Source organism: Paracoccus indicus (genome assembly GCF_003056335.1).
GTDB classification, from domain to species: domain Bacteria; phylum Pseudomonadota; class Alphaproteobacteria; order Rhodobacterales; family Rhodobacteraceae; genus Paracoccus; species Paracoccus indicus.
The window spans coordinates 239799-266202 of sequence record NZ_PYWA01000001.1 but is presented as its reverse complement, the minus strand read 5'-3'; the positions used below and the strand labels follow the sequence as shown (position 1 = coordinate 266202).

General features: G+C 67.3%; 26 protein-coding genes. 10 read left to right on the top strand and 16 right to left on the bottom strand.

From position 1 onward, the window contains the following. Position 1: 1 nt before the first annotated feature. From DDE75_RS01390 to DDE75_RS01380, 3 genes are all read left to right on the top strand, one after another. A complete protein-coding gene (locus tag DDE75_RS01390) occupies positions 2 to 829 on the top strand; it encodes a uracil-DNA glycosylase (protein ID WP_108500588.1) in 828 nt (275 codons plus the stop codon). Positions 830 to 894: 65 nt separating this feature from the next. Beyond that, positions 895 to 2217, top strand: a complete 1323-nt coding sequence (locus DDE75_RS01385) for an efflux RND transporter periplasmic adaptor subunit (RefSeq protein WP_162798867.1) — start codon at positions 895 to 897, stop codon at positions 2215 to 2217. Beyond that, positions 2210 to 5560, top strand: coding sequence for an efflux RND transporter permease subunit (locus tag DDE75_RS01380; protein WP_108500881.1), 3351 nt, complete (start codon positions 2210 to 2212; stop codon positions 5558 to 5560). Before DDE75_RS01385 ends, DDE75_RS01380 begins: the two co-directional genes overlap by 8 nt. Here the strand turns inward: DDE75_RS01380 and DDE75_RS01375 are convergent. Next, a complete protein-coding gene (locus DDE75_RS01375; RefSeq protein WP_108500586.1) occupies positions 5557 to 6408 on the bottom strand; it encodes a protein-disulfide reductase DsbD domain-containing protein in 852 nt (283 codons plus the stop codon). The two genes, DDE75_RS01380 and DDE75_RS01375, sit on opposite strands and share 4 nt — an antisense overlap. Positions 6409 to 6512: 104 nt before the next feature. Here DDE75_RS01375 and DDE75_RS01370 point away from each other — a divergent pair, with 104 nt between their 5' ends. Beyond that, positions 6513 to 7118 carry a YqgE/AlgH family protein gene (locus tag DDE75_RS01370; RefSeq protein WP_245894577.1) on the top strand — a complete coding sequence of 202 codons (606 nt, stop codon included), beginning with the start codon at positions 6513 to 6515 and terminating at the stop codon, positions 7116 to 7118. Positions 7119 to 7203: 85 nt separating this feature from the next. Here the strand turns inward: DDE75_RS01370 and map are convergent, their stop codons facing one another. After that, positions 7204 to 8001 (bottom strand): type I methionyl aminopeptidase, encoded by a 798-nt coding sequence (map, locus tag DDE75_RS01365; protein ID WP_108500585.1) that lies wholly within the window; start codon positions 7999 to 8001, stop codon positions 7204 to 7206. A 109-nt stretch (positions 8002 to 8110) separates the two neighbouring features. On the opposite strand from map, the gene DDE75_RS01360 reads away from it, so the two are divergent. Together DDE75_RS01360 and DDE75_RS01355 are read left to right on the top strand one after the other, a co-directional pair. Further along, a complete protein-coding gene (locus tag DDE75_RS01360; RefSeq protein WP_108500584.1) occupies positions 8111 to 8851 on the top strand; it encodes a competence/damage-inducible protein A in 741 nt (246 codons plus the stop codon). Continuing rightward, positions 8851 to 9570: a GNAT family N-acetyltransferase gene (locus DDE75_RS01355; RefSeq protein WP_108500583.1), complete on the top strand. Its 720-nt coding sequence runs from the start codon at positions 8851 to 8853 to the stop codon at positions 9568 to 9570. Before DDE75_RS01360 ends, DDE75_RS01355 begins: the two co-directional genes overlap by 1 nt. Here DDE75_RS01355 and kynA read toward each other — a convergent pair. Genes kynA through DDE75_RS01295 form a run of 11 tightly spaced genes read right to left on the bottom strand, consistent with a single transcriptional unit; the run spans position 9567 to position 20618 of the window. After that, complete coding sequence (kynA, locus tag DDE75_RS01350; protein WP_108500582.1) at positions 9567 to 10388, bottom strand: tryptophan 2,3-dioxygenase; 822 nt, start codon at positions 10386 to 10388, stop codon at positions 9567 to 9569. The genes DDE75_RS01355 and kynA overlap by 4 nt on opposite strands. Further along, complete coding sequence (locus DDE75_RS01345; RefSeq protein ID WP_108500581.1) at positions 10385 to 12004, bottom strand: AMP-binding protein; 1620 nt, start codon at positions 12002 to 12004, stop codon at positions 10385 to 10387. Before DDE75_RS01345 ends, kynA begins: the two co-directional genes overlap by 4 nt. 16 nt (positions 12005 to 12020) lie before the next feature. Next, on the bottom strand, positions 12021 to 12416 hold the full coding sequence (locus DDE75_RS01340; protein WP_108500580.1) for a RidA family protein: 396 nt from the start codon (positions 12414 to 12416) through the stop codon (positions 12021 to 12023). After that, positions 12409 to 12798: an acyl-CoA thioesterase gene (locus tag DDE75_RS01335; RefSeq protein ID WP_108500579.1), complete on the bottom strand. Its 390-nt coding sequence runs from the start codon at positions 12796 to 12798 to the stop codon at positions 12409 to 12411. Before DDE75_RS01335 ends, DDE75_RS01340 begins: the two co-directional genes overlap by 8 nt. Next, a complete protein-coding gene (locus DDE75_RS01330) occupies positions 12795 to 13925 on the bottom strand; it encodes an acyl-CoA dehydrogenase family protein (protein WP_108500578.1) in 1131 nt (376 codons plus the stop codon). Before DDE75_RS01330 ends, DDE75_RS01335 begins: the two co-directional genes overlap by 4 nt. A 57-nt stretch (positions 13926 to 13982) precedes the next feature. After that, the gene (locus DDE75_RS01325) at positions 13983 to 14795 is read right to left on the bottom strand and encodes an enoyl-CoA hydratase family protein (RefSeq protein ID WP_245894576.1); all 813 of its coding nucleotides are present in this window, start codon (positions 14793 to 14795) and stop codon (positions 13983 to 13985) included. Continuing rightward, positions 14792 to 15226 (bottom strand): MarR family winged helix-turn-helix transcriptional regulator, encoded by a 435-nt coding sequence (locus DDE75_RS01320; protein ID WP_072296537.1) that lies wholly within the window; start codon positions 15224 to 15226, stop codon positions 14792 to 14794. Before DDE75_RS01320 ends, DDE75_RS01325 begins: the two co-directional genes overlap by 4 nt. After that, a complete protein-coding gene (locus DDE75_RS01315) occupies positions 15223 to 15948 on the bottom strand; it encodes an SDR family NAD(P)-dependent oxidoreductase (protein ID WP_108500577.1) in 726 nt (241 codons plus the stop codon). The genes DDE75_RS01320 and DDE75_RS01315 overlap by 4 nt, the downstream gene beginning before the upstream one ends. Next, complete coding sequence (locus tag DDE75_RS01310; RefSeq protein ID WP_108500576.1) at positions 15945 to 18227, bottom strand: bifunctional salicylyl-CoA 5-hydroxylase/oxidoreductase; 2283 nt, start codon at positions 18225 to 18227, stop codon at positions 15945 to 15947. Before DDE75_RS01310 ends, DDE75_RS01315 begins: the two co-directional genes overlap by 4 nt. Before the next feature lie 41 nt (positions 18228 to 18268). Then, complete coding sequence (locus DDE75_RS17800) at positions 18269 to 19540, bottom strand: DUF4202 family protein (RefSeq protein ID WP_335672027.1); 1272 nt, start codon at positions 19538 to 19540, stop codon at positions 18269 to 18271. 55 nt (positions 19541 to 19595) lie between these two features. Beyond that, on the bottom strand, positions 19596 to 20618 hold the full coding sequence (locus DDE75_RS01295) for an NAD(P)/FAD-dependent oxidoreductase (protein ID WP_272482558.1): 1023 nt from the start codon (positions 20616 to 20618) through the stop codon (positions 19596 to 19598). Between the two features lie 44 nt (positions 20619 to 20662). On the opposite strand from DDE75_RS01295, the gene mnmC2 reads away from it, so the two are divergent. Continuing rightward, complete coding sequence (mnmC2, locus tag DDE75_RS01290; RefSeq protein ID WP_108500575.1) at positions 20663 to 21367, top strand: tRNA (5-methylaminomethyl-2-thiouridine)(34)-methyltransferase MnmC2; 705 nt, start codon at positions 20663 to 20665, stop codon at positions 21365 to 21367. A 35-nt stretch (positions 21368 to 21402) separates the two neighbouring features. Here the strand turns inward: mnmC2 and DDE75_RS01285 are convergent, their stop codons facing one another. After that, positions 21403 to 22125, bottom strand: a complete 723-nt coding sequence (locus tag DDE75_RS01285) for a rhomboid family intramembrane serine protease (protein WP_108500574.1) — start codon at positions 22123 to 22125, stop codon at positions 21403 to 21405. 186 nt (positions 22126 to 22311) lie between these two features. On the opposite strand from DDE75_RS01285, the gene DDE75_RS01280 reads away from it, so the two are divergent. Together DDE75_RS01280 and DDE75_RS01275 are read left to right on the top strand one after the other, a co-directional pair. Continuing rightward, positions 22312 to 23247, top strand: a complete 936-nt coding sequence (locus tag DDE75_RS01280) for an ABC transporter ATP-binding protein (RefSeq protein WP_108500573.1) — start codon at positions 22312 to 22314, stop codon at positions 23245 to 23247. Next, positions 23244 to 24014, top strand: coding sequence for an ABC transporter permease (locus DDE75_RS01275; RefSeq protein ID WP_170310906.1), 771 nt, complete (start codon positions 23244 to 23246; stop codon positions 24012 to 24014). Before DDE75_RS01280 ends, DDE75_RS01275 begins: the two co-directional genes overlap by 4 nt. Positions 24015 to 24020: 6 nt before the next feature. Here the strand turns inward: DDE75_RS01275 and DDE75_RS01270 are convergent, their stop codons facing one another. Together DDE75_RS01270 and DDE75_RS01265 are read right to left on the bottom strand one after the other, a co-directional pair. Continuing rightward, complete coding sequence (locus DDE75_RS01270; protein WP_108500572.1) at positions 24021 to 24476, bottom strand: hypothetical protein; 456 nt, start codon at positions 24474 to 24476, stop codon at positions 24021 to 24023. A gap of 54 nt (positions 24477 to 24530) precedes the next feature. Further along, positions 24531 to 24893: a dihydrodipicolinate reductase gene (locus tag DDE75_RS01265; RefSeq protein ID WP_108500571.1), complete on the bottom strand. Its 363-nt coding sequence runs from the start codon at positions 24891 to 24893 to the stop codon at positions 24531 to 24533. A 122-nt stretch (positions 24894 to 25015) separates the two neighbouring features. On the opposite strand from DDE75_RS01265, the gene rimO reads away from it, so the two are divergent. Then, on the top strand, positions 25016 to 26380 hold the full coding sequence (gene rimO / locus DDE75_RS01260) for a 30S ribosomal protein S12 methylthiotransferase RimO (protein WP_108500570.1): 1365 nt from the start codon (positions 25016 to 25018) through the stop codon (positions 26378 to 26380). Positions 26381 to 26404: the final 24 nt, after the last annotated feature.

Here is a 26404-nt window from a genome sequence, read left to right as displayed (position 1 = left end):
GATGGACGGGGCAACATATCAGGGAATCGCGCTGAACGGCGACGCCGCCTTGGCGTTGTTGGAATGGCAGATCGAGATGGGCGCGGATGTGCCCGTCATGGACGAACCCGTCGACCGGTTCGAACTGCCCGCGCGCGTGGCCGCCCCCGACCTGCCCCCGATCGCCGTCCAGGCCCCCGCCGCCGCACCCGCGCTGCCGGGGTTGGAGGATGACCGCGCCGCCCGTCTGGCCGAGGCCGAGGCCCTGGCCGCCGGTGCCGCCACCCTTTCGGACCTGGCCGAGGCACAGCAGGGTTTCGACGGGATCGAGCTGAAGAAGGGCGCGCGGAACTTCTGCTTTGCCGACGGCAATCCCAAGGCGCGCGTGCTGATCCTGGGCGAGGCTCCGGGCGACGAGGAGGACCGTCAGGGCCGCCCCTTCGTCGGGCGTGCGGGTCAGCTCTTGAACCAGATGTTCGGCGCGATCGGCATGGCGCGCGATGCGACCGACGCGGAGCGCGCTATCTATATCACCAACGTGCTGAGCTGGCGTCCCCCCGGCAACCGCGATCCGCACCCCGATGAGATCGCGGTCAGCCTGCCCTTCGTGCGCCGCCACATCCAGCTGGTCGATCCCGACGTTGTCGTGCTGATGGGCAACATCGCCTGTCAGGCGGCGCTGGAAAAGCGCGGCATCCTGCGCCTGCGCGGTCAATGGACGCAGGCTTTCGGGCGTCCGGCCCTGCCAATGACGCATCCCGCCTATCTGCTGCGCAACCCTGCCGCCAAGCGCGAGGCATGGGCGGACCTTCTGTCGCTATCGGCGCGGCTGGAATCGCTTTCCGTTTAGGTTCCGTTTCCCCATCATGGGGTATCCGGACCGTCCGACATATGGACCTTTGACGCATGCGATTCATGACCCGCGGCCTGATGGGGCTGTTCCTGACCTTCCTGACTTTGGCCCTGCTGTTCCTGGCGGGGTTTCTGCTGTGGCAGGCCAGCCGGACGGATGACGCGGATGCGCGCCCCGGGCGGGGGCCGTCGGAACAGGTCTATGTCGCGCGGTTGCTGACGGTCGCGCCGGGGCAGGTCCAGCCGCAGCTGCAGGTCTATGGCAGCATCCAGTCGCGGCGCGAACTGCAGCTGCGGGCCGGGGCCTCGGGGCGGGTGGTCGAACTGGCCGACGCCCTGCAAGAGGGCGGCACCGTCGCGGCGGGTCAGCTTCTGGCGCGGATCGATCCGTCCTCGGCGCAGGCGGCGCTGGACAGCAGCCAGGCCGAGCGCGACGACGCCCAGGGCCAGCTGGAGGACGCCCGCCGTGCCGTCCTGATCGCAGGGCAGGACCTGGCCGCCGCCGAACGCCAGGCCGAACTGCGCGAAGCCGCCGTCACCCGCCAGCAGGAGCTGTCGGGACGCGGGCTTGGCACCAGCCTTGATCGCGAAACGGCCGAACTGGCGGCCTCGACGGCGGAACAGTCCGTCATCAGCCGCCGCGCCACGCTGGCCGATGCCGAAAGCGCCGTCACCGCCGCCGAGAACGCCCTCCGCCGGTCCGAGATCGCGCTGTCCGAGGCCCGCCGCGACCTTGCCGACACGGAGCTGCGCGCCGATTTCGACGGGCGCGTCACCGATGTGACGGTGGTGCAGGGCGGGCTGGTCAGCTTGAACGAACAGATCGCCACCATCATCGATCCCGACGCGCTGGAGGTGCAGATCCCGCTGTCGCTGGACCAGTTCGCGCGGCTTGTCGGCGCGGATGGCCAGCTGGGCGCCCATCCGGTGACGGTGCTGCTGGACGGCAGCGCGGGTCAGCTGACAGCACGGGCGCAACTGGACCGCGCGGCGGCCTCGGTCGCCGAGGGCAGCGCCGGTCGGATCGTCTTTGCGCGCGTGACGGGTGACGGCGGGGCGCTGCGTCCGGGCGATTTCGTCCGCACCACCATCACCGAACCCATGGTCGAGGATGCCGCCCTGATCCCCGCCACGGCGGTGGGTGCCGATGGTGCCGTGCTGGTGGCAGGCGATGACGACCGGCTGCAGGCGATCCCCGTGACGATCCTGCGGCGTCAGGGCGACGATGTGATCATCCGCGTGCCCCCCGAACTGGCCGGTGGCCGGATCGTGGCCGAACGCGCGCCGCAGCTGGGCACCGGCATCCGCATCCGCGACGCCGAAGCCCCCGAGGAACCCGCGCCCGACCGACAGGCGCAGCGTGCCGGGGATCGTGGCCGTGGCTAGGTCGCGCGGCATCCTGTCGCTGTTCGTCCGCCACAAGACGCTGGCGAACCTGGTGCTGGCGGTCATGGTGGTCGCGGGGCTTTATTCCGCGCCGCGCCTGCGGGCGCAGTTCTTTCCCGACACGGTGGTCCAGCAGATCGACGTGAACGTCCGTTGGGACGGGGCGGGGGCGGATGACGTCGACCGCTCCGTGGTGGGCGTCCTGGAACCCGCGCTGATGGGTGTCGAGGGGGTCGAACTGACCGAAAGCCAGGCGACCCAGGGCTCGGCCCGCCTGCGGTTGGAGTTCGAGCCGGGATGGGACATGTCCCGCGCCTCGGCCGAGGTGGAAACCGCCATCAGCGCCGCCGGCGATCTGCCCGAAGGCGCCGAGGACCCCGAGATCACCCGCCGTGCATGGCGCGATTCCGTGGCCGATGTGGTCATCTCGGGTCCCGTCGGTCTGGCGCAACTGGGGCGCATCGCGGACGACCTGTCCAACAGGCTTTACGCGCGCGGGGTGACGCGGATTTCCACCGCGGGGCTGTCGGCGCCCGAAACGCTGGTCGAATTGCGCATGGCCGATCTGATCCGCCACGACCTGACGATGGAGGAGGTCGCGACCGTCATCGGGGCCGCCGCCGCAGCCACCCCCGCAGGCGATATCGCATCCGGCACGGCGCGGGTGCGCACGGGGTCCGAAACCCGCGACCCTTCGGCGGTGGCGGCACTGGTCTTGAAGGCGCTGCCCGATGGGACGCAGCTGACCGTGGGGGATGTGGCGGATGTGACCGATACAGGCATCGACCGCGACATGGCCTATTTCGTCGACGGCAATCCCGCCGTGACCATCGCCGTCCAGCGCAGCGCCACGGGCGACGCCATCGGCATGCAGCGCCAGGTCGAGGATGCCGTCGCCCAGTTGATGCCGACCCTGCCGCAGGGCGTCGACATCCAGCTGGTGCGCGCGCGGGCCGAGCTGATCTCGGCCCGTCTGGACCTGCTGCTGGACAATGCCGCATTGGGGCTGGCGCTGGTGCTGGGGCTGCTGTTTTTGTTCCTGAATGCACGCACCGCCATCTGGGTGGCGGCGGGGATCCCCGCCTCGCTGCTGGCGGCTGTGGCGCTGATGTATGCGGCGGGGATGACGATCAACATGATCTCGCTCTTCGCGCTGATCCTGACATTGGGGATCATCGTCGACGATGCGATCGTGGTGGGCGAACACGCCGATTACCGTGCCCGCAAGCTAGGCGAACCCCCGCAGGTCGCGGCCGAGCGCGCCGCCATCCGCATGGCCGCGCCCGTGGTGTCCTCGACCCTGACCACCGTCATCGCCTTCGCGGGGCTGGTGATGATCGGCGGGCGTTTCGGGCGGCTGGTCGGGGATATTCCGCTGACGGTGATCATGGTGCTGATCGCATCGTTGGTGGAATGCTTCCTGATCCTGCCCAACCACATGGCCCATGCGCTGGCCCATACCGCCAAGGATCGCTGGTACGACCGGCCCTCCAAGGTCATGAACCGCTGGCTGGACCGCTTTGTCGCGGGCGTCATGCGGCCGCTGACGCGCTTCGTGCTGGGATGGCGCTATCCGGTCCTAGCGATGGTGGTGGTGGGGCTGTCGTGGTCGGCGGCCTCGCTGATGTCGGGCAAGGTGCCGTGGCGGTTCTTCGATGCGCCCGAACAGGGCAGCGTCGCGGGCAATTTCGCCATGCTGCCGGGGTCGGACCGCGACGATACGCTGCGGGTCATGGGTCTGGTGCAGGCGGCGGTCGAACGGGTCGCGGGGGAGTATCGAGACGAATACGGCATCAATCCCGTCACCCATGTGATGACCATGGTCGGCGGCAATGCGGGCCGCCCCCTGCCGGGTGCCGAAACCAAGGACGAGGATCTGCTGGGTGCCGTCCAGCTGGAGCTGATCGACCCCGACTTCCGCCCCTATTCCAGCTTCGAATTCGTCCAGGCCCTGCAAGAGGCCATGCCCACCGATCCGCGGCTGGAGACGTTCAGCTTTCGCGGATCACGGTCGGGGCCGGGGGGCGATGCCATCTCGGTCCGCATGACCGGGGCCGATGCGACGGGGCTGAAGGCCGCCTCCGAAGCGCTGAAGCAACGCCTGTCGCAATTCCCCGAGGTTTCCGCGCTGGAAGACAGCATGGATTACGACAAGGACGAACTGGCACTGAACCTGACCCCGCAGGGCGAGGCGCTTGGCTTTACCACCCAAGGGTTGGCGCGCGAATTGCGCCAGCGCCTTGGCGGGATCGAGGCCGCGACCTTCCCCGTCGGCACCCGCACCGGCGCCATCACCGTCGAGCTGCCCGAGGAGGAACGCCGCGGCGATTTTCTGGACAGCATGCTGATGCGGACCTCATCCGGGCAATGGGTGCCCTTGTCGGACATCGTGACCGTCACATCCGAGGCCGGGTTTTCCGTGGTGCGGCGGGAAAACGGCGAAAGGATGATCTCGGTCACGGGGGACATCTCGGGGGATGATCCGGCGCGGGCGGCGCAGATCACCCAGGAATTGCAGCAGGTCCTGCTGCCCGACATCGCGGCGGAATTCGGCGTCACCTATGATCTGACAGGCCTCTCCGAGCAGGAGAACGAGTTCCTGACCGACGCGCTGACCGGCTTTGCGCTGGCGCTGGCGGGGATCTACATGGTGCTGGCATGGATCTTCTCCAGCTGGTCGCGGCCGATGGTGGTGATGTCGGTCATTCCTTTCGGGCTGATCGGCGCGGTCTGGGGGCATGACGCATGGCAGTTGCCGCTGAGCATGTTCTCGATCGTCGGGCTGATCGGCATGTCGGGGATCATCATCAACGATTCCATCGTGCTGATTTCCACCATCGACGAATATGCCGCCGACCGCGGGCTGCGTCCGGCCATCATGGATGCGGTGGCCGACCGCTTCCGCCCCGTGCTGCTGACGACGGCGACGACGGTTCTGGGGCTGGCGCCGCTGCTCTATGAACGCTCGTCGCAGGCTTTGTTCCTGAAGCCGACGGTGGTGACGCTGGCCTATGGGCTGGCCTTCGGGATGGTGCTGGTCCTGCTGGTCGTGCCGGCGGTGCTGGCCATCGGGGCCGATATCGGCGGGGCGATCCGCGGGTTCCGGCGCGGGCTGTCCATGACGCGCGCCCCCCGCGTGCGGCGCGCGATGCGGGTTGGGGCGGCGGGTGCCGCGCTGGCCTTCGGGGTCAGCCTGCTGCCGGTGGTGGCGGCGCGCGTGGCGGGATGGCCGCTGCCCGCATGGTGGCCCGTCGCGGGACTGGGCGGGGCGTTGGCGCTTTACCTGCTGCTGCTGGGGGCGGCCATGGCAGGGGCGGCGGCGATGATGCGTCGCGCGACCTAGTCGCGCGGATCGCAGCCGCGGGTCTCGAACCCCTTGGGGTCGGTTTCCGGTGACACGATCATGGTGACGCGCAGATCCTCGGTATCCACATTGAAAGGCTGGCCCGATGGGGCAACCATTTCCACCGTCGCGCGATTGGCCGTGTCGATTTGGGCCGATGAGATCCAGACCTGCGGATGGCCCGGCAGTTCCATCGCGGCCATGCCGGTGTCGGGAACGGCCAGATCGACGCTGAGGCGCATGCCGTCGTCCAGTTCGGTGACGCGACAGGCGGGGCGATCCGGCAGCGGCTGCGATTGCAATTGCAGCGCCGCCTTGATGCCGGGGTCGTGATCGGTCCCCGCAGGAGGGGCGGCCAGATCGAGTTGCGCGGGAACGCAGATGGATTCGCACAAGCCGATCTCGATCCGGGTCTTGATCTCGATGGGCTGGCCCGCGGTGGCTGCATGGGCGGTGAAGGGCAGGACCAGCCGATCGTGATAGCCCAGGTCCAGCTGATCGCCCGAGCGGATGGCCTGCGGGGTCGGCCAGTGGAACGTCACATCCGCAAGGTTGCGCGACCCCTGCCAGTCGAAATGCGGCGGCAGGCCGCTGTCGCCGGGCGTGCGCCAATAGGTCTTCCATCCGGGTTGCAGGCGCAGCTCCAGTGCCATGACGCGGTCGCCCTTGTCGTCGGTCCATCCGGGCAGCAGGCGTGCCGATACCAGGCCGGGCGGCAACTGCGGTGCCTCGGTGGCCTGCGACCGCCACGGCGTTGCCGTCAGCGCATCTTGGGCAAAGGCCGGGATGGCGGCGGTCAGGTTGGCGGCGATCAGGGCAAGGGCGGCGATCGGGGGGATGCGTGTCATGCCCAAGACCTAGCGGGTCGGGGACCGGGCAGGGAAGTCACAAATGCGCGTGAACCTTGCAAGATCGCGTCCCAGTCCCGATCTTGGAAGGCAAAGGAGCACAGATGAGCAACACCCCCGACATGACGCCCCCGACCGAAACGGAGACCGCGAACCTGACCGGCAAGATCCTGATCGCCATGCCCGGCATGACCGATCAGCGCTTCGAGAGATCGGTGGTTCTGGTCTGCGCCCATTCCGACGATGGCGCGATGGGGCTGGTGCTGAACCACCCACTGCCCGAGATCGACTTCGGCGAACTGCTGGAACAGCTGGGCATCGAGGTCGAGGAAACCGCGCGTCCGGTGCAGATCCGCTTTGGCGGCCCGGTCGAACCGGGGCGCGGCTTCGTGCTGCACAAGGTGGCCGAACACGGGCAGGACCCCGAGGGGCGCATGCGGATCGGTCGGGCGCTGGCGATGACCACGACCCGCGACATCCTGGAGGATCTGGCGCAGGGGCAGGGGCCTGAGCCTGCGGTTCTGGCCTTGGGTTATGCGGGTTGGGGCCCGGGGCAGCTGGAATCCGAGATGCTGGCCAACGGCTGGCTGACAGGAGACAGCGCCGAGGACCTGATCTTCGATCAGGCGAATGACGACAAATGGCAGCGGGCGCTGCGGGCGCAGGGGATCGACCCCTCGGTCCTGTCGGCGGCGGCGGGTCGGGCCTGAGCGCCGCGCCCGATTGCGTCCCGCGACGGGCCGGGGGGCCAGCCCCCCGGACCCCCCGATGTCGCGCATGTGGGCCGGTCGGCCCTCAGCCGAGGTCGGGGAAGAACTTGTCCGAGGGGGTGAAAATCTCGAACCCGTCGGCTGTCACGCCGATCGAATGTTCGAACTGCGCGGACAGCGACTTGTCGCGCGTCACGGCGGTCCAGTCGTCGGCCAAGACCTTGGTTTCGGGTCGGCCGAGGTTGATCATCGGTTCGATGGTGAAGAACATGCCCTCTTCCAGCACCGGGCCCTTGCCGGCGCGTCCGAAGTGCAGCACGTTCGGCGGCGCATGGAAGACCTTGCCGATTCCATGGCCGCAGAAGTCGCGCACGACCGACATGCGCTGACCTTCGGCATAGGCCTGGATGGCCGCGCCGATTTCGCCGAAGGTGGCGCCGGGGCGCACTACCTCGATCCCCCTCATCAGCGCGTCATGGGTAACCTTCAGCAGGCGCTGCGCCTTCAGGGGCGCCTTGCCCGCGACATACATCCGGCTGGTGTCGCCGAACCAGCCGTCCACGATCACCGTCACGTCGATATTGGCGATGTCGCCTTCCTTCAGCACCTTGTCGCCCGGAATGCCGTGGCAGACGACGTGGTTCACGCTGATGCAGCTGGCGTGCTGGTACCCGCGATAGCCGATGGTGGCGGATGTGGCGCCCAGTTCGGTGATCCGGTTGCGGATGAAATCGTCCAGCGCCCCCGTGGTGACGCCGGGTTCGACCAGCGGCCCGACCTCGTCTAGGATCTGCGCGGCAAGCGCACCCGCCTTGTGCATGCCTGCGGAATCGCCGGGCATGTGGATGCGGATACCTTCCTTGGTGATGCGGCTGTCGTCCATCGCTGATCCTTTCTTCATTCCTGCTAGATAGATGCCCGAGGCCACTTGTTCCAGCCCTTCCCACGGGCATAGAAGGATGAACACCATGTCAAGCCAAGGGGCAGTGCAGATGCAGTCGGACAATCCTACCGCCGCGATCCTGGTCATCGGGGATGAGATCCTGTCGGGGCGCACCCGCGAAGGCAACGCCCACCACCTGGCGCAGGTTCTGACGGCGACCGGCTTCGACCTGCGTGAGATCCGCGTCGTCTCCGACGATCACGACAGCATCGTCGCGGCGATCCGGGAATACGACCGCTCGCTTGGCGGGAAATACGACCTGCTGTTCACCTCGGGGGGGATCGGGCCGACGCATGACGACATCACCGCCGATGCCGTCGCCGACGCCCATGGCACCACGGTCGAGATCCACCCCAAGGCCCGCGCCATCCTGCAAGAACGCTGCGACCGCATGGGGACCGAACTGACGGAGAACCGCCTGCGCATGGCCCGCATCCCGGTGGGCGCGACTTTGATCGACAATTCGGTCTCGGGAGCGCCGGGCTTTTCGATCGGCTGCACCCATGTGATGGCCGGCGTGCCGGAGGTGTTCCGCGGCATGGTCGCATGGCTGGTCCCGAACCTGCCCGGCGGCCGCCCCGTGCAATCCCTGACGATCGAGGTGCGCCGCGGCGAAAGCGACGTGGCCGAGGATCTGAAGGCCGTCGCCGCCGATTTCGCCGATCTGTCGCTTGGGTCCTATCCCTTCCGCGACGACACGGGCTGGGGCACGAACCTGGTTGTACGTGGTCTGGATCAGGCCCGCGTCGAGGCGGGCATGGAGGCCCTGAAAGCGCGGCTGTCGCTGTAATGGCACGGCCCGACGCCGATCTGGCCCGCGCCTTCGAGGCCACCTGGCCAGCCACCGAAACAACCCGCTGCGGTGGGTTCGTCGTAGGGCGGGGGCTTGGGGCCGGAGGGCGCGTCAGTTCGGGGATGGCCGATGGCCCCTGGACGCCCGGCGATCTGGACGCCGCCTGCACCCAGCATGCCGCATGGGGTCAGCGCCCGCTGTTCCGCGCCTGGGACGACGACCGCGACCTGATCGACGAACTGACCGCCCGTGGTTTCGCAATCGAGATCCCGACCCTGGTCATGTCCGCCCCCATGGCATCCCTGACCGACCGTGCGCTGCCACCTGTCACCACTTTCGCGCTCTGGCCGCCCATGGCGATCCAGCGGCAGATCTGGGGGGCGGGCAATATCAATCCGGCGCGGCAGGCGGTCATGGACCGCGTGGCCCAGCCCAAGGCCGCCATCTTGGGCCGCATCCAGGACCGCGCGGCGGGCAGCGCCTTCGTGGCGGCGCATGGGTCGGTGGCCATGGTCCACGGGGTCGAGGTTCTGCCCCCCTTCCGCCGCAAGGGCCTTGCCGGCTGGATGATGCGGCAGGCGGCCTTCTGGGCCGCGGAACAGGGCGCGACCCGCATCGGGTTGGCGGTCAGCCGCGCCAACGCGGTGGCGCAGGCGACCTATGAGGCCCTGGGGTTTTCGGTGGTGGGCAGCTATGCCTATTACGGGCGGGACTAAAGCTCGGTCCGCAATTCCCACAGGTCGGGATAAAGCACCACGTCCAGCATCCGCCGCAGATAGCTGACGCCCGATGTGCCCCCCGATCCGCGCTTGAAGCCGATGACCCGTTCGACCGTGGTGACATGGTTGAAACGCCAGCGGCGGAAGTAATCCTCGAAATCGACCAGTTTCTCGGCCAGCTCGTAAAGCTCCCAGTAGCGGCCCGGGTCGCGATAGACCTGCGCCCATGCGGCGCGGGCGGCGGGGTCGGGCTGATGGGGGCGGTCCAGTTCGCTGCGTGCGGCGACGTCGAAGCCCGCCGCGCGCAGCCGGTCCAGCACGTGATCGTAAAGCGAGGGTTGCGCGGCCTCGGCGCGCAGCGCCTGCGCCAGTTCGGGGCGGTGTTCATGCGGGCCGATCATCGCCATGTTGCGGTTCCCGGCCACGAATTCGATCATCCGGTACTGGAAGGACTGAAAGCCGCTGCTTTCCACCAGCGAGGGGCGGAATTCGGTGTATTCACTGGGCGTCATGGTGCGCAGCACGTCCCACGCGCTGTTCAGCTGTTCCATGATCCGCGACACGCGCGACAGCATCTTGAAGGCGGGACGCAGGTCGCCCGCAGCGATGCTGGCACGGGCGGCGGACATTTCATGCAGGGCCAGCTTCATCCAAAGCTCGCTGGTCTGGTGCTGGATGATGAACAGCATCTCGTCATGGGCGTCCGAACGCGGATGCTGGGCAGAGAGGATGTCGTCCAACCCCAGATAGTCTCCATAGGACATGCGCCCGTCAAAGGACATGCGTGCGCCGTCGGACGCGGGATCATAGGTCATTGCTTCAGCCTGAATCGTTGGATCTTGCCGGTCTGGGTCTTGGGCAGCGCGTCGCAGAAAACCACGCTGCGCGGGTATTTGAAGGGGGCGATGCTGTCCTTGACGTGGCGCTGCAACCGTTCGACCGTGGCCTGATCGGCGGCGACGCCTTGGCTCAGCACCACGTGGGCCTGCACGATCTGGCCGCGATCGGGGTCGGGAATGCCGATCACCGCACATTCGGACACGTCGGGGTGGGACAGCAGCGCCGCTTCGACATCGGGACCGGCGATGTTGTAGCCCGCCGAGACGATGATGTCGTCGCAGCGCGCGGCGAAATGAAAGCGCCCGTCGTCATCCTGCCAGAAGGTGTCGCCCGTCAGGTTCCAGCCGTCCAGCACATAGTCGCCCTGCCGCGGGTCGTCCAGGTATCGACAGCCGGTCGGGCCGATGACGGCCAGGCGGCCCATCTCGCCCCGCGGAACCTCGGCGCCGTCATCGCCGATGATGCGGGCGCGATAGCCTTGGACGGGGCGGCCCGTGCAGCCGGGATGGCTGTCGTCCAGGCGGTTGGTCAGGAAGATGTGCAGCATCTCGGTCGCGCCGATGCCGTCCAGCATGGGCTTGCCGGTGCGGTCGTGCCAATCCTGCCAGACGGGGGCAGGCAGGGTCTCGCCCGCGCTGACGGCGACGCGCAGGCTGGACAGATCGGCCCCCTGATCCATTGCCCGCAGCATGACCCGATAGGCGGTCGGCGCGGTGAAGCAGATGGTGGCGCGGTGATCCTGGATGATCTGGACCATGTTCGGCGGCGAGGCGTTTTCCAGCAGCACCGCGCTGGCCCCGAAGCGCAGCGGAAACACCGCCAGACCGCCCAGGCCGAAGGTGAAGGCCAGGGGCGGGCTGCCCACGAAGATGTCGTCGGGGGTGACGCCCAGAACCTCGCGCGCGTAACCATCGGCGATGATCAGCAGGTCGCGGTGGAAATGCATGGTGGCCTTGGGTTCGCCCGTCGACCCCGAGGTCATGCCCAGCAGCGCCACGTCGTCGCGGCCCGTGCGGACGGCGTCGAAACGCACCGGCTTGGTCAGGGCCGCACGGTCCAGTTCGGCGTCGTGATTGGCAGTGCCGTCGAAGCCGATCACCGTGTTCAGCACGGATGAGGCCTTGGCGGTCGTGACCAGCTCCTCCATCAGGCGGGTGTCGCACAGTGCGAATTCCACCTGCGCCTTGTCGACGATCTGGCCCAACTCCTTGGCGCGCAGCATGGGCATGGTGTTCACCACCACCGCGCCCGCCTTGGTCGCGGCCAGCCAACAGGCGACCATCGCGGGGTTGTTGGCCGACCGGATCAGCACGCGGTTGCCGGGCCTGACGCCGTAGTCGCCGACCAGCGCATGGGCCAGGCGGTTGGTCCAGTCCGACAGCTCCTTGTAGGTGCGCGCCCGCCCGTTACCGACCAGTGCGATCCGGTCGCCAAAGCCGCGTTCGACCATGCGGTCGGTCAGTTCGGCCCCGACGTTCAGCCAGTCGGGATAATCGTATCCCGACAGGTCGATCACGGGCCAGGCCGCGGCGGGCGGCAGGTGGTCGCGCGTGAAGCTGTCCTGATGTCCGCTTGGTCCCAATGCTGGCATGGTGATCCCCCAGGTTTCAGTCCGGAATGACGGCGGTGGCCTCGATCTCGACCTTGGCGCGATCCTCGACCAGGGCCACGACCTGGACCAGCGCCATGGCCGGATAGTGGCGGCCGATGACGTCGCGATAGGCGGCGCCGACCTCGCGCAGGGCGCCCAGGTATTCATGCTTGTCGGTGACGTACCAGGTCAGGCGCACCAGGTGTTCGGGCCCCGCGCCGCCTTCGGCCAAAACCGCGACGATGTTTTCAAGCACCTGCCGGACTTGGCCCGCAAAATCATCGGTTCGGAACTGCTGATCGGCATCCCAACCCACCAGCCCGCCGGTATAGATCGTCCGCCCGCGGGCCATGATGCCATTGGCATATCCGACGGCGCGCTTCCAATGCGCGGGATGCAGCGGTTCATGCATGATAGGTCTCCAGCGTGGTGCGGAATTCACCGGGCCAGGGCGACGGGGTGAAATCGCGCGCCATCCAGACGACGGTGCTGCGCGCCTCCAGCCGGTCTTCGGCGCGGATCAGGAAACGGGCACTGCTGGTGCCCAGATGGACGACCTGCAGATCCCACCGGATGCGGTCCCCAAGGCGGGAGGGCTTCTTGAAATCCATCTGCAGGCTGACCGTCGGCATGCCCTGTCCCGCCGCCATCATCGGGCCGAAGCCATGGCCGACCACCTCAAGAAAGAAGTTCTCGACCATGTGGTTCACCATTTCCGCATAGCGGGGGTAGAAGACGATGCCCGCCGGATCGCAGTGGCAGAACTCGATGGCGATGGTGCGGGAATAGATCATGGAGCCTCCAACACGCTGCGGGCGATGATCAGCTTCTGCACGTCGCTGGCCCCTTCATAGATGCGCAAGGCACGGATTTCGCGATAGAGGCTCTCGACCGGCATGCCGACCCGCACGCCGTCGCCGCCGAACAGCTGCACGGCCTGATCGATGACCTGCTGGGCGGCCTCGGTCGCATAAAGCTTGGCCATGGCGGCTTCGCGCGTGATGCGGGCTGCACCCTGATCCTTGGCCCATGCGGCGCGATAGACCAGCAGGGCGGCGGCATCGATCTTCAGCGCCATATCGGCCAGATGCCCTTGGACCATCTGCAGATCCGACATCGGCGCACCGAACAGTTGGCGTTCGCGGACGCGGGCCAGCGATTCGTCCAGCGCACGGCGGGCAAAGCCCAAGGCGGCGGCGCCGACGGTCGGACGGAAATGGTCCAGAACGGTCATGGCGATGCGGAACCCTTGTCCCGCCTGGCCGATCATCGCATCGCCGGGCAGCCGAACCTGCGTCAAACGCAGATGCGCCAGCGGATGAGGCGCCATCACCTCGATCCGGCTGACGACCTCCAGCCCCGGCGTGTCGGCGGGCAGCAGAAAGGCCGACAATCCGCGCGCCCCATCGCCTTCGCCGGTCCGCGCGATGATGACGTAAAGATCCGCGATCCCCCCGTTCGAGATATAGGTCTTCTCGCCCTCCAACACCCAGCCATCGCCCTCGCGCCGCGCCGTGGTGGCGGTCCGCGCCACGTCCGACCCCGATCCCGGTTCGGTCAGCGCAAATGCCGAAATGGCGTCACCCGCCCGCGTCCGGTCCAGCCACGCCCGTTGCCTGCCATTACCAAACAGCGTAACGGCCCCCATGCCCAGCCCCTGCATGGCAAAGGCGAAATCCGCCAGCCCGTCATGACGCGCCAAGGTCTCGCGGATGATGCACAGCGCCCGGATGTCCAGTGCGTCACCACCCGAATGGCGCAGCCAGCCGCCCCGCCCCAATTCCGCGACCAACCCGCGACAGGCGGCATCCACGTCGTCGTGATCGACGGGCAGATGCGCGTTGCACCATGCCTCAAGCTCTGCCGCCAGCACACGGTGGCGATCCTCGAAAAACGGCCAGTCCAGAAAGCTGCGATCCATCTTCTCTGTTGTCCCAAATACCCTCGGGGGTCCGGGGGGCGAAGCGCCCCCGGGCTGTCAGTTTCCTTCGAACACCGGCGTCTCCTTGGCGACGAAGGCGTGATAGGCGCGCTCGAAATCGCGGGTCTTCATGCAGATGGCCTGTGCCTGCGCCTCGGCTTCGATCGCCTGGTCCAGACCCATGTTCCATTCCTGGTTCAGCTGGGTCTTGGTGATGCCATGCGCCCAGACCGGCCCGAGGGCGATCTGCCGCGCCAAGCCCATCGCCGCGCTTTCCACATCATCGTGCAGGCTGTTCCAGAACCCCCAACGTTCGCCTTCCTCGGCGCGCAGGACGCGGCCGGTATAGAGCAGTTCCGCCGCCCGCCCCTGGCCCACGATGCGGGGCAGCATCGCGCAGGCGCCCATGTCGCAGCCGGCCAGCCCGACCTTGGTGAACAGGAAGGCCGCCTTGGCCGAGGGCGCGGCCAGCCGCAGGTCCGATGCCATCGCCATGATGGCACCTGCGCCCACGCAGATCCCCTCGACGGCGGCGATGACGGGCTTGTTGCAATGGATCATCGCCTTGACCAACTCGCCGGTCATGCGGGTAAAGGCCAACAGCTGCGGCATCTCCATGCCGACCAGCGGGCCGATGATCTCGTGCACATCGCCGCCCGAACAGAAATTGCCACCATTGCTGGCGATCACCACGACGTCCACGTCGTCTGCATGGGCCAGGTCGCGGAAATGGGCAGCCAGTTCGGCATAGCTGTCGAAGGTCAGCGGGTTCTTCCGCTCGGGGCGGTTCAGGCGGATCACGCCGATGCGGTCGGTCACCTGCCACAGGAAATGCCGCGGGCTGCGGTCGGCCATCGTCACGGGGGTCATGGGGTTCCTCCGGCGCGGGACAGGATCGCGCGCATGCTGTCCAGATCGGCCTGATCCAGATTGGCCAGAATGGCATCGACCTCGGCCTCGTGGCCCTTGGCCATGGTTTCAAAGGCTGCCAGGCCCTCGGGGGTCAGGCGGACGCGGATTCGGCGGCGGTCGCCATCCTCGGCCTCGCGTCGGGCCATGCCGTCGGCCTCCAGCCGGTCGACCACCGCCGTCGCGTTCCCGTTCGAGACCAGCAGCATCCGCGACAGTTCCGACATCGTGACCCCGTCGCGGCAGCGCCACAGTGCCGCCATCACGTCGAAACGCGGCAGGGTCGTGGCATGTTCGCGCCGCAGGTAATCGCGCAGCCGGTTTTCCGCCCCGCGCGTGACCGCCAGCATGCGGATCCAGGTCTTCAGGCGCTGCTTGGACAGATCGCTCATGGGCCTTCGCCGCCGTCGATGGTGATGGCCTGGCCGTTCATCGCGCCCGATCCCTCCAGCGCCAGCCACAAGGCCGCCGCGGTCACGTCGGAGGGCGGGATCAGCTTGCCCTGCGGGTTGCGTCCCGCGATGCCCGCGATGGCCGCCGCGCGGTCGCGCCCGGTCTTGGCCATGACGTTCTCGATGCTGCGCTGCGTCATCTCGGTGTCCAGATATCCGGGGCAGACGGCGTTGACGGTGATGTCTTTCTTGGCGACCTCTTGGGCCAGGGACCGCACCAGCCCCATCACCCCATGCTTGCTGGCGGCATAGGGCGCGGCATAGGCGGCCCCGCGCAGTCCCGCGATGGAACAGATGGCAATCAGCCGCCCGCCCGGACCCATCTGCGCCAGACCCTGCTGAAAGGTCAGGAAGACGCCCGTCAGGTTGACCGCGATGATCCGGTTCCAGTGATCCATGCTGACCTTGCCGAAGGGCGCGGCCTCGGCGATGCCCGCATTGGCGATGACGATCTGGCAGGGACCGGCGGCGGCAAAGACCTCGGCCACCTGGTCGGGGTCGCTGACATCGCCCGCGACGGCGCGGATGCGGCCCCCCGCGACCCGGTCCAGTTTCGCCCGGTCGCGGCCGGTGATGACGACGTCATGGCCGCGTTCGGCGAAGGCGCGGGCCATGTCGGCGCCCGTGCCGCTGCCGCCGCCGGTGATCAGGACGGTGCTCATGCGCGGATCTCCTCGGATTGTTTCTGGGCAAGGCGGCGGGCCTGGTCTGCGCCTGCCAGATAGGGCAGGGGCCATGCGGTGCCCGTGTCGCCAAGCGCCGTCGCCGCATGCAGCGTCCAATAGGGATCAGCCAGATGCGGGCGCGCCAGGCAGACCAGATCGGCCCGCCCCGCCATCAGGATCGAGTTCGCCTGATCGGCCTCGGTGATATTGCCGACGGCCATGGTGGCGATGCCCGCCTGGTTGCGGATGCGGTCGGAAAACGGCGTCTGGAACATCCGGCCATAGACGGGCTTCGCGTCCGGCGTGGTCTGCCCTGCCGACACGTCGATGATATCGGCCCCCGCGTCATGGAAGGCGCGGGCGATGGCCACGGCCTCCTCCGGGGTGATGCCGTCATCGGTCCAATCCGTGGCCGAGATGCGCACCGCCAGCGGCTTGTCCTGCGGCCATGCGGCGCGCATCGCGGTCAGCACCTGCAAGGGCCAGCGCAGGCGGTTTTCCAGGCTGCCGCCATAGTCGTCGCTGCGCCGGTTCGACACCGGGGACAGGAAGCTGCTGACCAGATAGCCATGGGCCGCGTGCAGTTCGATCATGTCGAAGCCCGCCGCATCGGCCATATGGGTCGCACCCACGAACTGTCCGCGCACGACGTCCATGTCATGCTGCGTCATTTCGCGCGGTGTGGCATTGCCGTCGGACCAAGGCAGTGCCGAGGCCGAGATCAGCGGCCAGTTGCCGCTGTCCAAAGGCTTGTCCATGCCTTCCCACCCGATGCGCGTGCTGCCCTTGCGACCGGCGTGACCGATCTGACAGCAGATCTTCGCCTCGGTTTCGCGGTGCACGAAATCGACGATGCGGGTCCAGGCCGCCTGATGTTCGGGTGCATAGAGGCCGGGACAGCCCGGCGTGATGCGGCCATCGGCGCTGATGCAGGTCATCTCGGTATAGACCAGCCCCGCGCCGCCCTTGGCGCGTTCGCCGTAATGGACCAGGTGCCAGTCGGTCGGGTAGCCGTCCTGCGCCTTGTATTGCGCCATGGGGGACACGACGATGCGGTTCTTCAGTTCCATGTCGCGCAGGCGGAAGGGGGCGAAGATCGGCGCGCGGCCGGGCTGGCCACCGGCCTGCTGCTGAAACCAATCCTCGGCCCGGCGGACCCAATCAGGGTCGCGCAGGCGCAGGTTTTCGTGGCTGATGCGCTGGCTGCGGGTCAGCAGGGAATAGGTGAACTGGATCGAGTGCAGGTCGAAGTAGCGCTCGACCTCCTCGAACCATTCCAGGCTGTTGCGGGCGGCGGATTGCAGGCGCAGCACCTCGACCCGGCGTTCGTCCTGATAGCGTTGGAAGGCGGCTTCCAAGGTCGCTTCGCTGTGCAGGTAATCGGCCAGCGCGATGGCGCTGTCCAGGGCCAGCCGCGTCCCCGACCCGATCGAGAAATGCCCCGTCGCCGCCGCATCCCCCATCAGCACCACGTTTTCATGATACCAGCGGTCGCAGATGACACGGGGAAAGTTCATCCACACCGCCGAGCCGCGCAGATGTTCGGCATTCGACATCAGCTTGTGACCGCCCAGATGGTCGGCAAAGACCGCGCGGCAGGTCTCGACGATGTCTTCCTTGGTCATGGCTTCGAAACCGAAGCCGTCCCATGTGTCCTGGCTGCATTCGACGATGAAGGTCGCGGTGTCCGCGTCGAAGGAATAGACATGCGCCCACATCCAGCCATGCGGCGTCTTCTCGAAGATGAAGGTGAAGGCGTCGTCGAATTTCTGATGCGTGCCCAGCCAAATGAACTTGCACAGGCGCATGTCGATGTTGGGGCGGAAGGTCTGAACATATTCCGCCCGCACCCGGCTGTTCAGCCCGTCGGCGGCCACCACCAGGTCGTAATCGCGGCGATAGCTTTCGGCGGGGCCGAACTCGGTTTGGAACTGCATGGTGACGCCCAGCTCTCGTGCCCGGTCCTGCAGCAGGGTCAGCAGCATCTTGCGTCCGATGCCCGCAAAGCCGTGGCCGCCAGAGACGTCGCGCTGTCCGTCGCGGATGACGGCGATGTCGTCCCAATAGATGAAGTTGTCGCGGATCGCCTTGGTGGATGGCGGGTCGTTCCTTTCCATCCGGGCCAGCGCATCATCCGACAGGACAACGCCCCACCCGAAGGTATCATTGGCGCGGTTGCGTTCCAACACCGTCACATCATGCGACGGGTCGCGCAGCTTCATCGAGATCGCGAAGTACAGGCCCGCAGGCCCGCCGCCCAGACACAGGATCTTCATCGGATGCCTCCCACTTGGGGAAGGCTGGCATGGGTCCGTTTTTATTTCAAGCTTGAAATTTCCTTGGCGATGGATTGCGCGATCATCGCGGGCGTTTCCGGTGACAACCCGATGGGATCCAGCCGCGGACCGTCGAAGCCCGCCTGATCCAGCGCCTGCGGCAGGTCTTGGGTCACATGCTCGGCCCGCAGCGCGAACAGCGGCAGGCTGACGGCACGGTCCAGGCCACGGGCGGCATCGGCGATGAAGGGCTCCTGTTCGACGAAGCCTGTCACCACGCGGGCGAAATGCGGGGCCAGCGTATTGGCCAGCGCATTGGTGATGTCAAAGCTGGCCTGAGAGCGTTGCGACCCATGCGCCGACAGCAGCAGCGTCGTCTCGGCAAGGTCCCAACCCTGCGCCGTCGCAGCCTGCGCCACCTTTTCGACGATCAGCGCGGGCAGGCCGGGATCGGTGCCGAAAGGGCGCATGATATGGGCACCGGGGGCACCGGCGGCGGTCAGGCGGCGGGGCAGCTCGATTCCGGTGAACCAGCCCTCGGCCATGAACATCGGATAGATGACGCAATCGCTGGTGGCGGTCTTGGCCAGCGCCTCGGGCATGGCAAGGGTCGCGCCCATCACCTGCAGGCCGGGCAGATGGGGGGCGACGGCGGCCGCCAGATCCTCGATCGCCTGCTGTTGGGGGGCGGGGTCGCCGGGCTGGCCGTGGGAGACGATGACAGTGCGCGACAGGGTCCGTGCCGCATCCGCCTGGCGGAACAGATCGGCGAAGGCCGGGGGCATCTGGAATTCCCGCAAGGCGCGGGCGCGCGCCTCGGCGGACATCTTTCGGGCGGTCTTCTCGATGATGCGGGGCATCTTCTCATCGGGCTGCTCGGCCATGAAGTCGCCCAGATACCAGCGAATGAAGGTAAAGCAGATCACGTCCTCCAGTGCCTGCACCTGCGGGTCGCGCTTGATGCCCTGCTTGGTCAGCATCTTGCGGGCACGGTCGATGTCATCCTCGCCGTAGCCCGCATCGGCCATGATCCCCGCGATGCGTTCGGCATGGCGCCGCCCCTGTTCCTGACGCCATTTCAGGTATCCGGGCCGCCCCATCGGATAGCTGCTGCGCGGCAGGGTCCAGCGTTCGATATGCTGGCCGCGACAGGCGATGCGCAGCACATCGTCGGCATTGGGGAACAGGCGCTGCTGTTCCGCCGTCATGCGCTGACCGTAAAGCAGGTTGGCGGGGGTGCCGTCTTCCAGCTTGGGGTCCTGGGCATTGGCGGCATCGATGGCAATGAAGGCGTGATCAAGCTGGGTGGTCATGCGCGGCTCCGGGTGTTTCGGGCAGTGTGGCGTGGCGGAGATGGGGGCGCAAGGCTCAGGGCAGGGCGACCAGATCGGGCAGGTCGGTCCGCCCGTCCAGCACCACGTCGGCTGCCATGCGGGCGATGACGGGGGCCATGCCGAAGCCGATCTTGAAGCCGCCGTTCACGATCAGATGGCCGGGGCGGTCGGGCCAGGGGGCAAGGACGGGCGCACGGCTGCGGGCGCGGGGGCGGATGCCCGCCCATCGTTCCAGCATCGGCGCATCGGCCAGCACGGGGCACATTGCACGGGCGCGGATCAGAAGATCGTCGATCTGGTGATCGGTGCCGTCGTGGTCGAAACTGTTCTCGGAGGTCGACCCCACCGCCACCGTCCCGTCGAAATGCGGCGTCACATAGATGCCGTTGTCAAAGACCTGCGGGCTGTCGGGGGCTGCGTGATCAAGGCTGGCGGACTGGCCCTTGACGCCTTGGCCGATCTTGCGCCGAAGCGCCTCGTTCAGATCGTGCAGCCCCGCGGTGCCGGTGGCCCAGACCATCTGAGGCGCATCCTCGGGCGCAGGCTGGCCCGTCAAAATCTCTCCGCCCCGCGCGGTGATGGCGGCGGCAAGGGCTGTCAGCGCGGCGCGGGGGTGGATGCGGGCGGTCATGCGGTCCATCAGCCAGAGGCCACTGGGGCTGTCGGGGATGATCTCGGCATCGGGGGCTTGCGTCAGGAACATCCCCAGATCGGCAGGCCAGTTCTGCTGTGCCCCCCTGATGCGGTCCTGCAGGCGGTCGGCGGTCGTCTGATCGGGCACGGGCTGCAGGCGGCCCGTGCGGCCATAGCCCGTCGGCAGCCCCGAGACATCCTCGACCTCGGCCCAGAAACCGGGGGCGGCCAGCAGGCTGTCCAGCTGCATCGCCTTCTTGGCGTTCCAGCCGTCGGGCGCATGGGGGGCCAATGCCCCGATCTGCCCGCCGGACGGGCCGGCACCCACCCGGTCGCGTTCGTGAACCCGGACGCTTGCGCCCCGGCGCGTCATCTCCCATGCGACGGCAAGGCCGAAGATGCCTGCCCCGGCCACCTCAATCACGCTGTCCCTTGCCAAATCGCTGCCCTTTCCCGAAAGCTGCCTTCATGAACGACCTAGACCACCAGACGCCCGAAGGCGACCCGCAGCTGGACTGGAAGGACGGCGGCATCCCCGTCTCGACCCGGTTCGACGACCCCTATTTCAGTTTGGCAGGGGGGCTTGCCGAAACGCGCCACGTCTTTCTGTCGGGCAACGACCTGCCCGCGCGGCTGGTGCCGGGCTTCCATGTGGCCGAACTCGGCTTCGGCACGGGGCTGAACCTGCTGGCGCTGGCCCAGATCGCGACGCAGCCCATCCGCATGACCAGCTTCGAGGCCTATCCGATGGGCGCGGCCCAGCTGAAACAGGCCCACTCCGCCTTTCCTGAACTGGCAGATCTTGCCGCGCAGCTGCGTGCAGGATGGGGGCAGCCGGAATTCACGGTCGGGCAGGTGACGGTCCGAGTCATCTTGGGCGATGTGGCCGAAACCCTGCCGGCGTGGTCGGGCCGCGCCGATGCGTGGTTTCTGGACGGCTTCTCGCCTGCCAAGAACCCGCAGATGTGGGATGATGCAATCATGGCGCAGGTCGGGCGGCACACGGCCTCGGGCGGCAGCTTCGCCACCTATACCGCGGCGGGCCATGTGCGGCGTGCGCTGACGCAGGCGGGCTTCGACGTCCAGCGCCAGCCAGGTTTCGGTCGCAAGCGCCACATGAGCTTGGGCCGCATGCAGGTGAAGGGATCAGAGCCGTCAGGCTCTGGCGGCTGACGGCCCCCTCGATGGGGGGCGTCGGGCGCATCTGCTCAGCGGCGCGTGACGCGGGGGATGCGAGTGTAATGCGCCTGCGGATGGGGCGGCTGGCCATGGGTCCGCGCCCAGAAGGCCGAACCGCCGCGCCGGATGAACAGCGGCAGCGTCAGCACCACGCCCGCCACAAAGCCCCCCGCATGCGCCCAATAGGCGACGCCCCCGCCCGCGCCGTCCACGGTGAAGCCGCACAGGATCTGCATGGCGAACCACAGCCCCAGCATCACCCATGCGGGCAGCGTGAAGACCTTGAAGAAGATCACGAAGATCACAAGGATGTCGACCCGCGCCCGCGGAAACATCAGCAGGTATCCCCCCAGCACCCCGGCAATCGCCCCCGAGGCTCCGACCATCGGCACATCCGACATCGGCGCCGCCAGGATCTGCGCGAACGCCGCCGCCAGCCCCGCCAGCAGATAGAACCCCATGAACCGCAGGCGGCCCATCTGTTCTTCAAGGTTGTCGCCGAAGATCCACAGGAACAGCATGTTGCCCGCCAGATGCATGAAGCCCGCATGCAGGAACATATGTGTCAACAGCCCATAGACCAGCTCCAGGTGGACGACCGCGACCGGGTAGAGCGCCAGATAGACCCAGATGAGCCGCCCGCCGGGCATGACGGGCAGGGTCAGCAGATACATCGCGATGTTGATCGCGATCAGGGTCCAGGTGACGATCGGCCGAACCGATGAGGGGTTGTGGTCCCTGATGGGAAACATCTGCGCGATCCTTGCCTGACAGGCCCCGACAGTGGACGCGCTGCGGCCCGCCTGCAAGCCGCCCGTCGGTCCGGAAGCGCCCCTTGGACTACCTCGTTCCCCGGCCGCTCTGGCAAAACGGCCCCCGAATGCCTATCTGCGGCGCGGGCCCATGCGACCCGTCTGCACAAAATTGGAGAATGGCGCATGAGCGCGATCATAGAAATCGACCATCTGTCGAAGCAATATGACAGTGGCACCAAGGCGCTGGACGACGTGTCCCTGTCCATCAAGGAGGGCGAGATCATCGCCCTTCTGGGGCCGAACGGCGCGGGCAAGACGACGCTGATCTCGATCATCTGCGGGCTGGTCGTTCCGACCGGCGGCACCGTCCGTGTCGGCGGCCATGACATCCGCAAGGATTGGCGCGCCGCCCGCAAGATGATCGGCCTGGTGCCGCAGGAAATCGCGCTGGAGCCTTTCGAGAAGGTCATAAACTGCGTCCGTTTCACCCGCCGCCTTTACGGCATGCCCCCCGACGACGCCTATCTGGAACGCATCCTGCGGGCGCTGTCGCTCTGGGACAAGCGGGACGCGGCCACGCGTGAGCTCTCGGGCGGGATGAAGCGCCGCGTGCTGATCGCCAAGGCGCTGTCGCACAATCCCAAGGTGCTGTTCCTTGACGAACCGACCGCCGGCGTCGACGTCGCCCTGCGGCGCGAGATGTGGGAGGTGGTGGGCGATCTGCGCCGCGAGGGCGTGACCATCATCCTGACCACCCACTACCTGGAAGAGGCCGAGGAGATGGCCGACCGCGTCGGCGTCATCGCCAAGGGTCAGCTGCTGCTGGTCAAGCCGACCGCCCAGCTAATGGGCGAGTTCGGCCGCAAGACCCTGACCATCGAGCTGGACGCCCCCCTGTCCGGCATCCCCGCCGACATGGCCGACCCGAACCTGACCCTGTCCGAGGATGGCCGCCAACTGGCCTTCGACTATGACACACGGGCCGAACGCACCGGCATCGCCCGGCTGCTGGGGGAACTGGCGGCGCGCGACATCACCGTGCGCGACGTGTCCACGCGACAATCCAGCCTGGAAGAGGTCTTCATCTCGCTGGTCGACGAATCGGAGAATGCGGCATGAACATGGTCAACTGGCACGGCGTCTGGTCCATCTATCACCACGAGATGACCCGCTTCTTCCGCACCATCTGGCAGTCGCTGGCATCGCCGGTGGTCTCGACGGTCCTCTATTTCGTGGTCTTCGGCGCGGCCATCGGCGGGCGCATCCAATCGGTCGAGGGCGTCCCCTACGGCGCCTTCATCGTGCCCGGCCTGATGATGCTGACGGTGCTTCAGCAGGCCGTCAGCAACGCCAGCTTCGGCATCTATTTCCCGAAGTTCAGCGGCACGATCTATGAATACCTGGTCTCGCCCGTGGGCTGGATCGAGGTCACTTTGGGCTTCGTGGGCGCCGCCGCAACCAAGGCCATCCTGATCGCGCTGGTGATCCTGCTGACCAGCTTCGCCTTCGTGGGCGTCCACATCCTGCACCCGTTCTGGATGATCGCCTTCCTGCTGCTCAGCGCGGTGGGCTTCAGCCTGCTGGGCTTCATCATCGGGCTGTGGGCAAAAAGCTTCGAGCAGCTGCAGATCGTGCCGATGATGGTCATCATGCCGCTGGTCTTTTTGGGCGGGGCCTTCTACTCGGCCAGCATGCTGCCGCCCTTCTGGGGGGCCGTGGCCAAGCTGAACCCGGTTCTCTACCTGATCTCGGGGTTCCGTTGGGCCTTCTTCGGGCTGGCCGACGTGCCGGTGGGGGCCTCGCTGATCGCGGTGGCGGCGATGGTGGTCGTCTGCCTGGCCGTCATCCGCTGGATCTTCGCCACGGGCTGGCGTCTGCGCGAATGACGCCCGTCACTTATTCCGCAGGCTGTCGCAGATGCGCGCCTGCGGATCCAGCCGGACATAGTCCTGCGCGCTGATCTTCTGCATTTCCATCGACCGGTTCCAGCCAGCGAACCACCGTTCGCGGATGCCGTTGCGATAGAAATTCCCCATGATCTGATCGACATAGGGCGGAATGATCTGCGTGCCCTGGATGCGGGGCGCGTGAAAGCCGATCGTGGCACCCGGCCCAAGGCAGGCGCGCGGCAGCGTCGTCAGCATGGTGCAGGCCGACCGGCAATAGCCGCGGATGCGGATGGTCTTGCCGCTGGCATCCAGCTGCTGGCGGGTCTGGACCATCTGCAGCACGTTGCCGCCACGGTCGTTGACCACATCGATGAACTGCCCCCGATGCTTGATCTCGGCATGGGCGGCCATCGGCATCAGCAGGGTCGTCAGGGCAATCAGGGCGGGTGCGATCTTCATGCGCCTATCTTGCGCGGCGCGGGGGCCAAGGGAAATCACGTTCCGGCGAAGCGCCTATCTGATGCGCAGCGTGGCCGTGTCGCCCGCCCCCTTGTCCGAGGTGAAGCGCAACCCGTCGCCCGTCCGCTCGACCAGCTGGCAGTTGCGCGGCCAGCTGCGGCTGCCCCAGGCCAGCGTCCGGCAGAACCAGCCCTTGTCCCACGTCCAGTCGCCGGTGACATCCGAACCGAAGGCGCTGCCACCGATGCGCCCGTCGGGGGTGACGACCAGCGCCACCCCCAGTGTCGTCAGGCGACGCTGATCGACGGTGCGCACGAAATCATCGCGGCTGGTGATCCGCTCGGCCAGGGCGGGGGCGGCGGTCAAGGCCAGCAACGCGGCGGCAAGAAGGCTGGGGCGGGAAAGGTCGCATGGCATCGGTCGGTCCCCTGATCGGCTGAGGTGATGCCCCAAGACACGCGCCAAGGGCCGGAAAGTTGCAGGCGGCGCGACGCACGGGACGTCTTTTCCCGCGACCTCGAATCGCCTATACGCTGCCGATGCAGACAAATCCGCCCGATCTTCGCCCCGACCTTGCCCGTGCCCGCATTCCCAATGACAGGCGCGACGGACAGCCGACCATCGGCATGGTCAGCCTCGGCTGCCCCAAGGCGCTGGTCGACAGCGAACGCATCCTGACCCGCCTGCGGGCCGAGGGTTACGCCATCAGTGCCGATTACCAGGGCGCGGATGCGGTCATCGTGAACACCTGCGGCTTTCTGGACAGCGCCAAGGCCGAAAGCCTGGATGCCATCGGCGAGGCGCTGACCGAAAACGGTCGCGTGATCGTCACCGGCTGTCTGGGGGCCGAGCCCGAATACATCACCGGCGCCCATCCCAAGGTGCTGGCCGTAACGGGGCCGCATCAATACGAACTGGTCTTGGATGCCGTCCACAAGGCCGTGCCGCCGCAGCCCGATCCCTTCATCGACCTGCTGCCCGCCAGCGGAGTCAGCCTGACGCCGCGCCACTACAGCTATCTGAAGATCTCGGAAGGCTGTAACCACAAATGCAAGTTCTGCATCATCCCCGACATGCGCGGCCGCCTTGTCAGCCGCCCCGCCCATGCCGTGGTGCGCGAGGCCGAGAAGCTGGTCGAGGCGGGGGTCAAGGAACTGCTGGTCATCAGCCAGGACACCAGCGCCTATGGCCTTGACCGCAGGCATGACACCGAGCGCGGGCATCGCGCCCATATCACCGATCTGGCCCGCGATCTGGGGTCGCTTGGGGCCTGGGTGCGGCTGCACTACGTCTATCCCTATCCGCATGTGCGCGACCTGATCCCGCTGATGGCAGATGGATTGATTCTGCCTTACATGGACATCCCCTTCCAGCACGCCCATCCGGACGTCCTGAAGCGCATGGCCCGCCCCGCCGCGGGCGCAAAGACCCTGGATGAGATCGCCGCCTGGCGTGCCATCTGCCCCGAGATCACCCTGCGCTCGACCTTCATCGTCGGCTACCCGGGCGAGACCGATGCCGAGTTCCAGACCCTGCTGGACTGGCTGGACGAGGCGCAGCTGGACCGCGTGGGGGCCTTCCAGTACGAGAACGTCGCCGGCGCGCGGGCCAACGACCTGCCCGACCATGTCCCCGCCGACGTGAAGCAGGAACGGTTTGAGCGGTTCATGGAAAAGGCCCAGGCCATCAGCGCGGCCAAGCTGGAGGCCAAGGTCGGCACCCGGCTGGAGGTCATCGTCGACAGCATCGATGAAGATGGCGCCACCTGCCGCACAAAGGCCGATGCGCCCGAAATCGACGGCAACCTGTTCATCGATCAGGGGTTTGAAGCCCTGTCGCCCGGCGATATCGTGTCGGTGACGGTGGATGAGGCCAGCGAATACGACCTGTGGGGCCGCCTGTGATCCCCGCGCCGGTCCGCAGCCGCA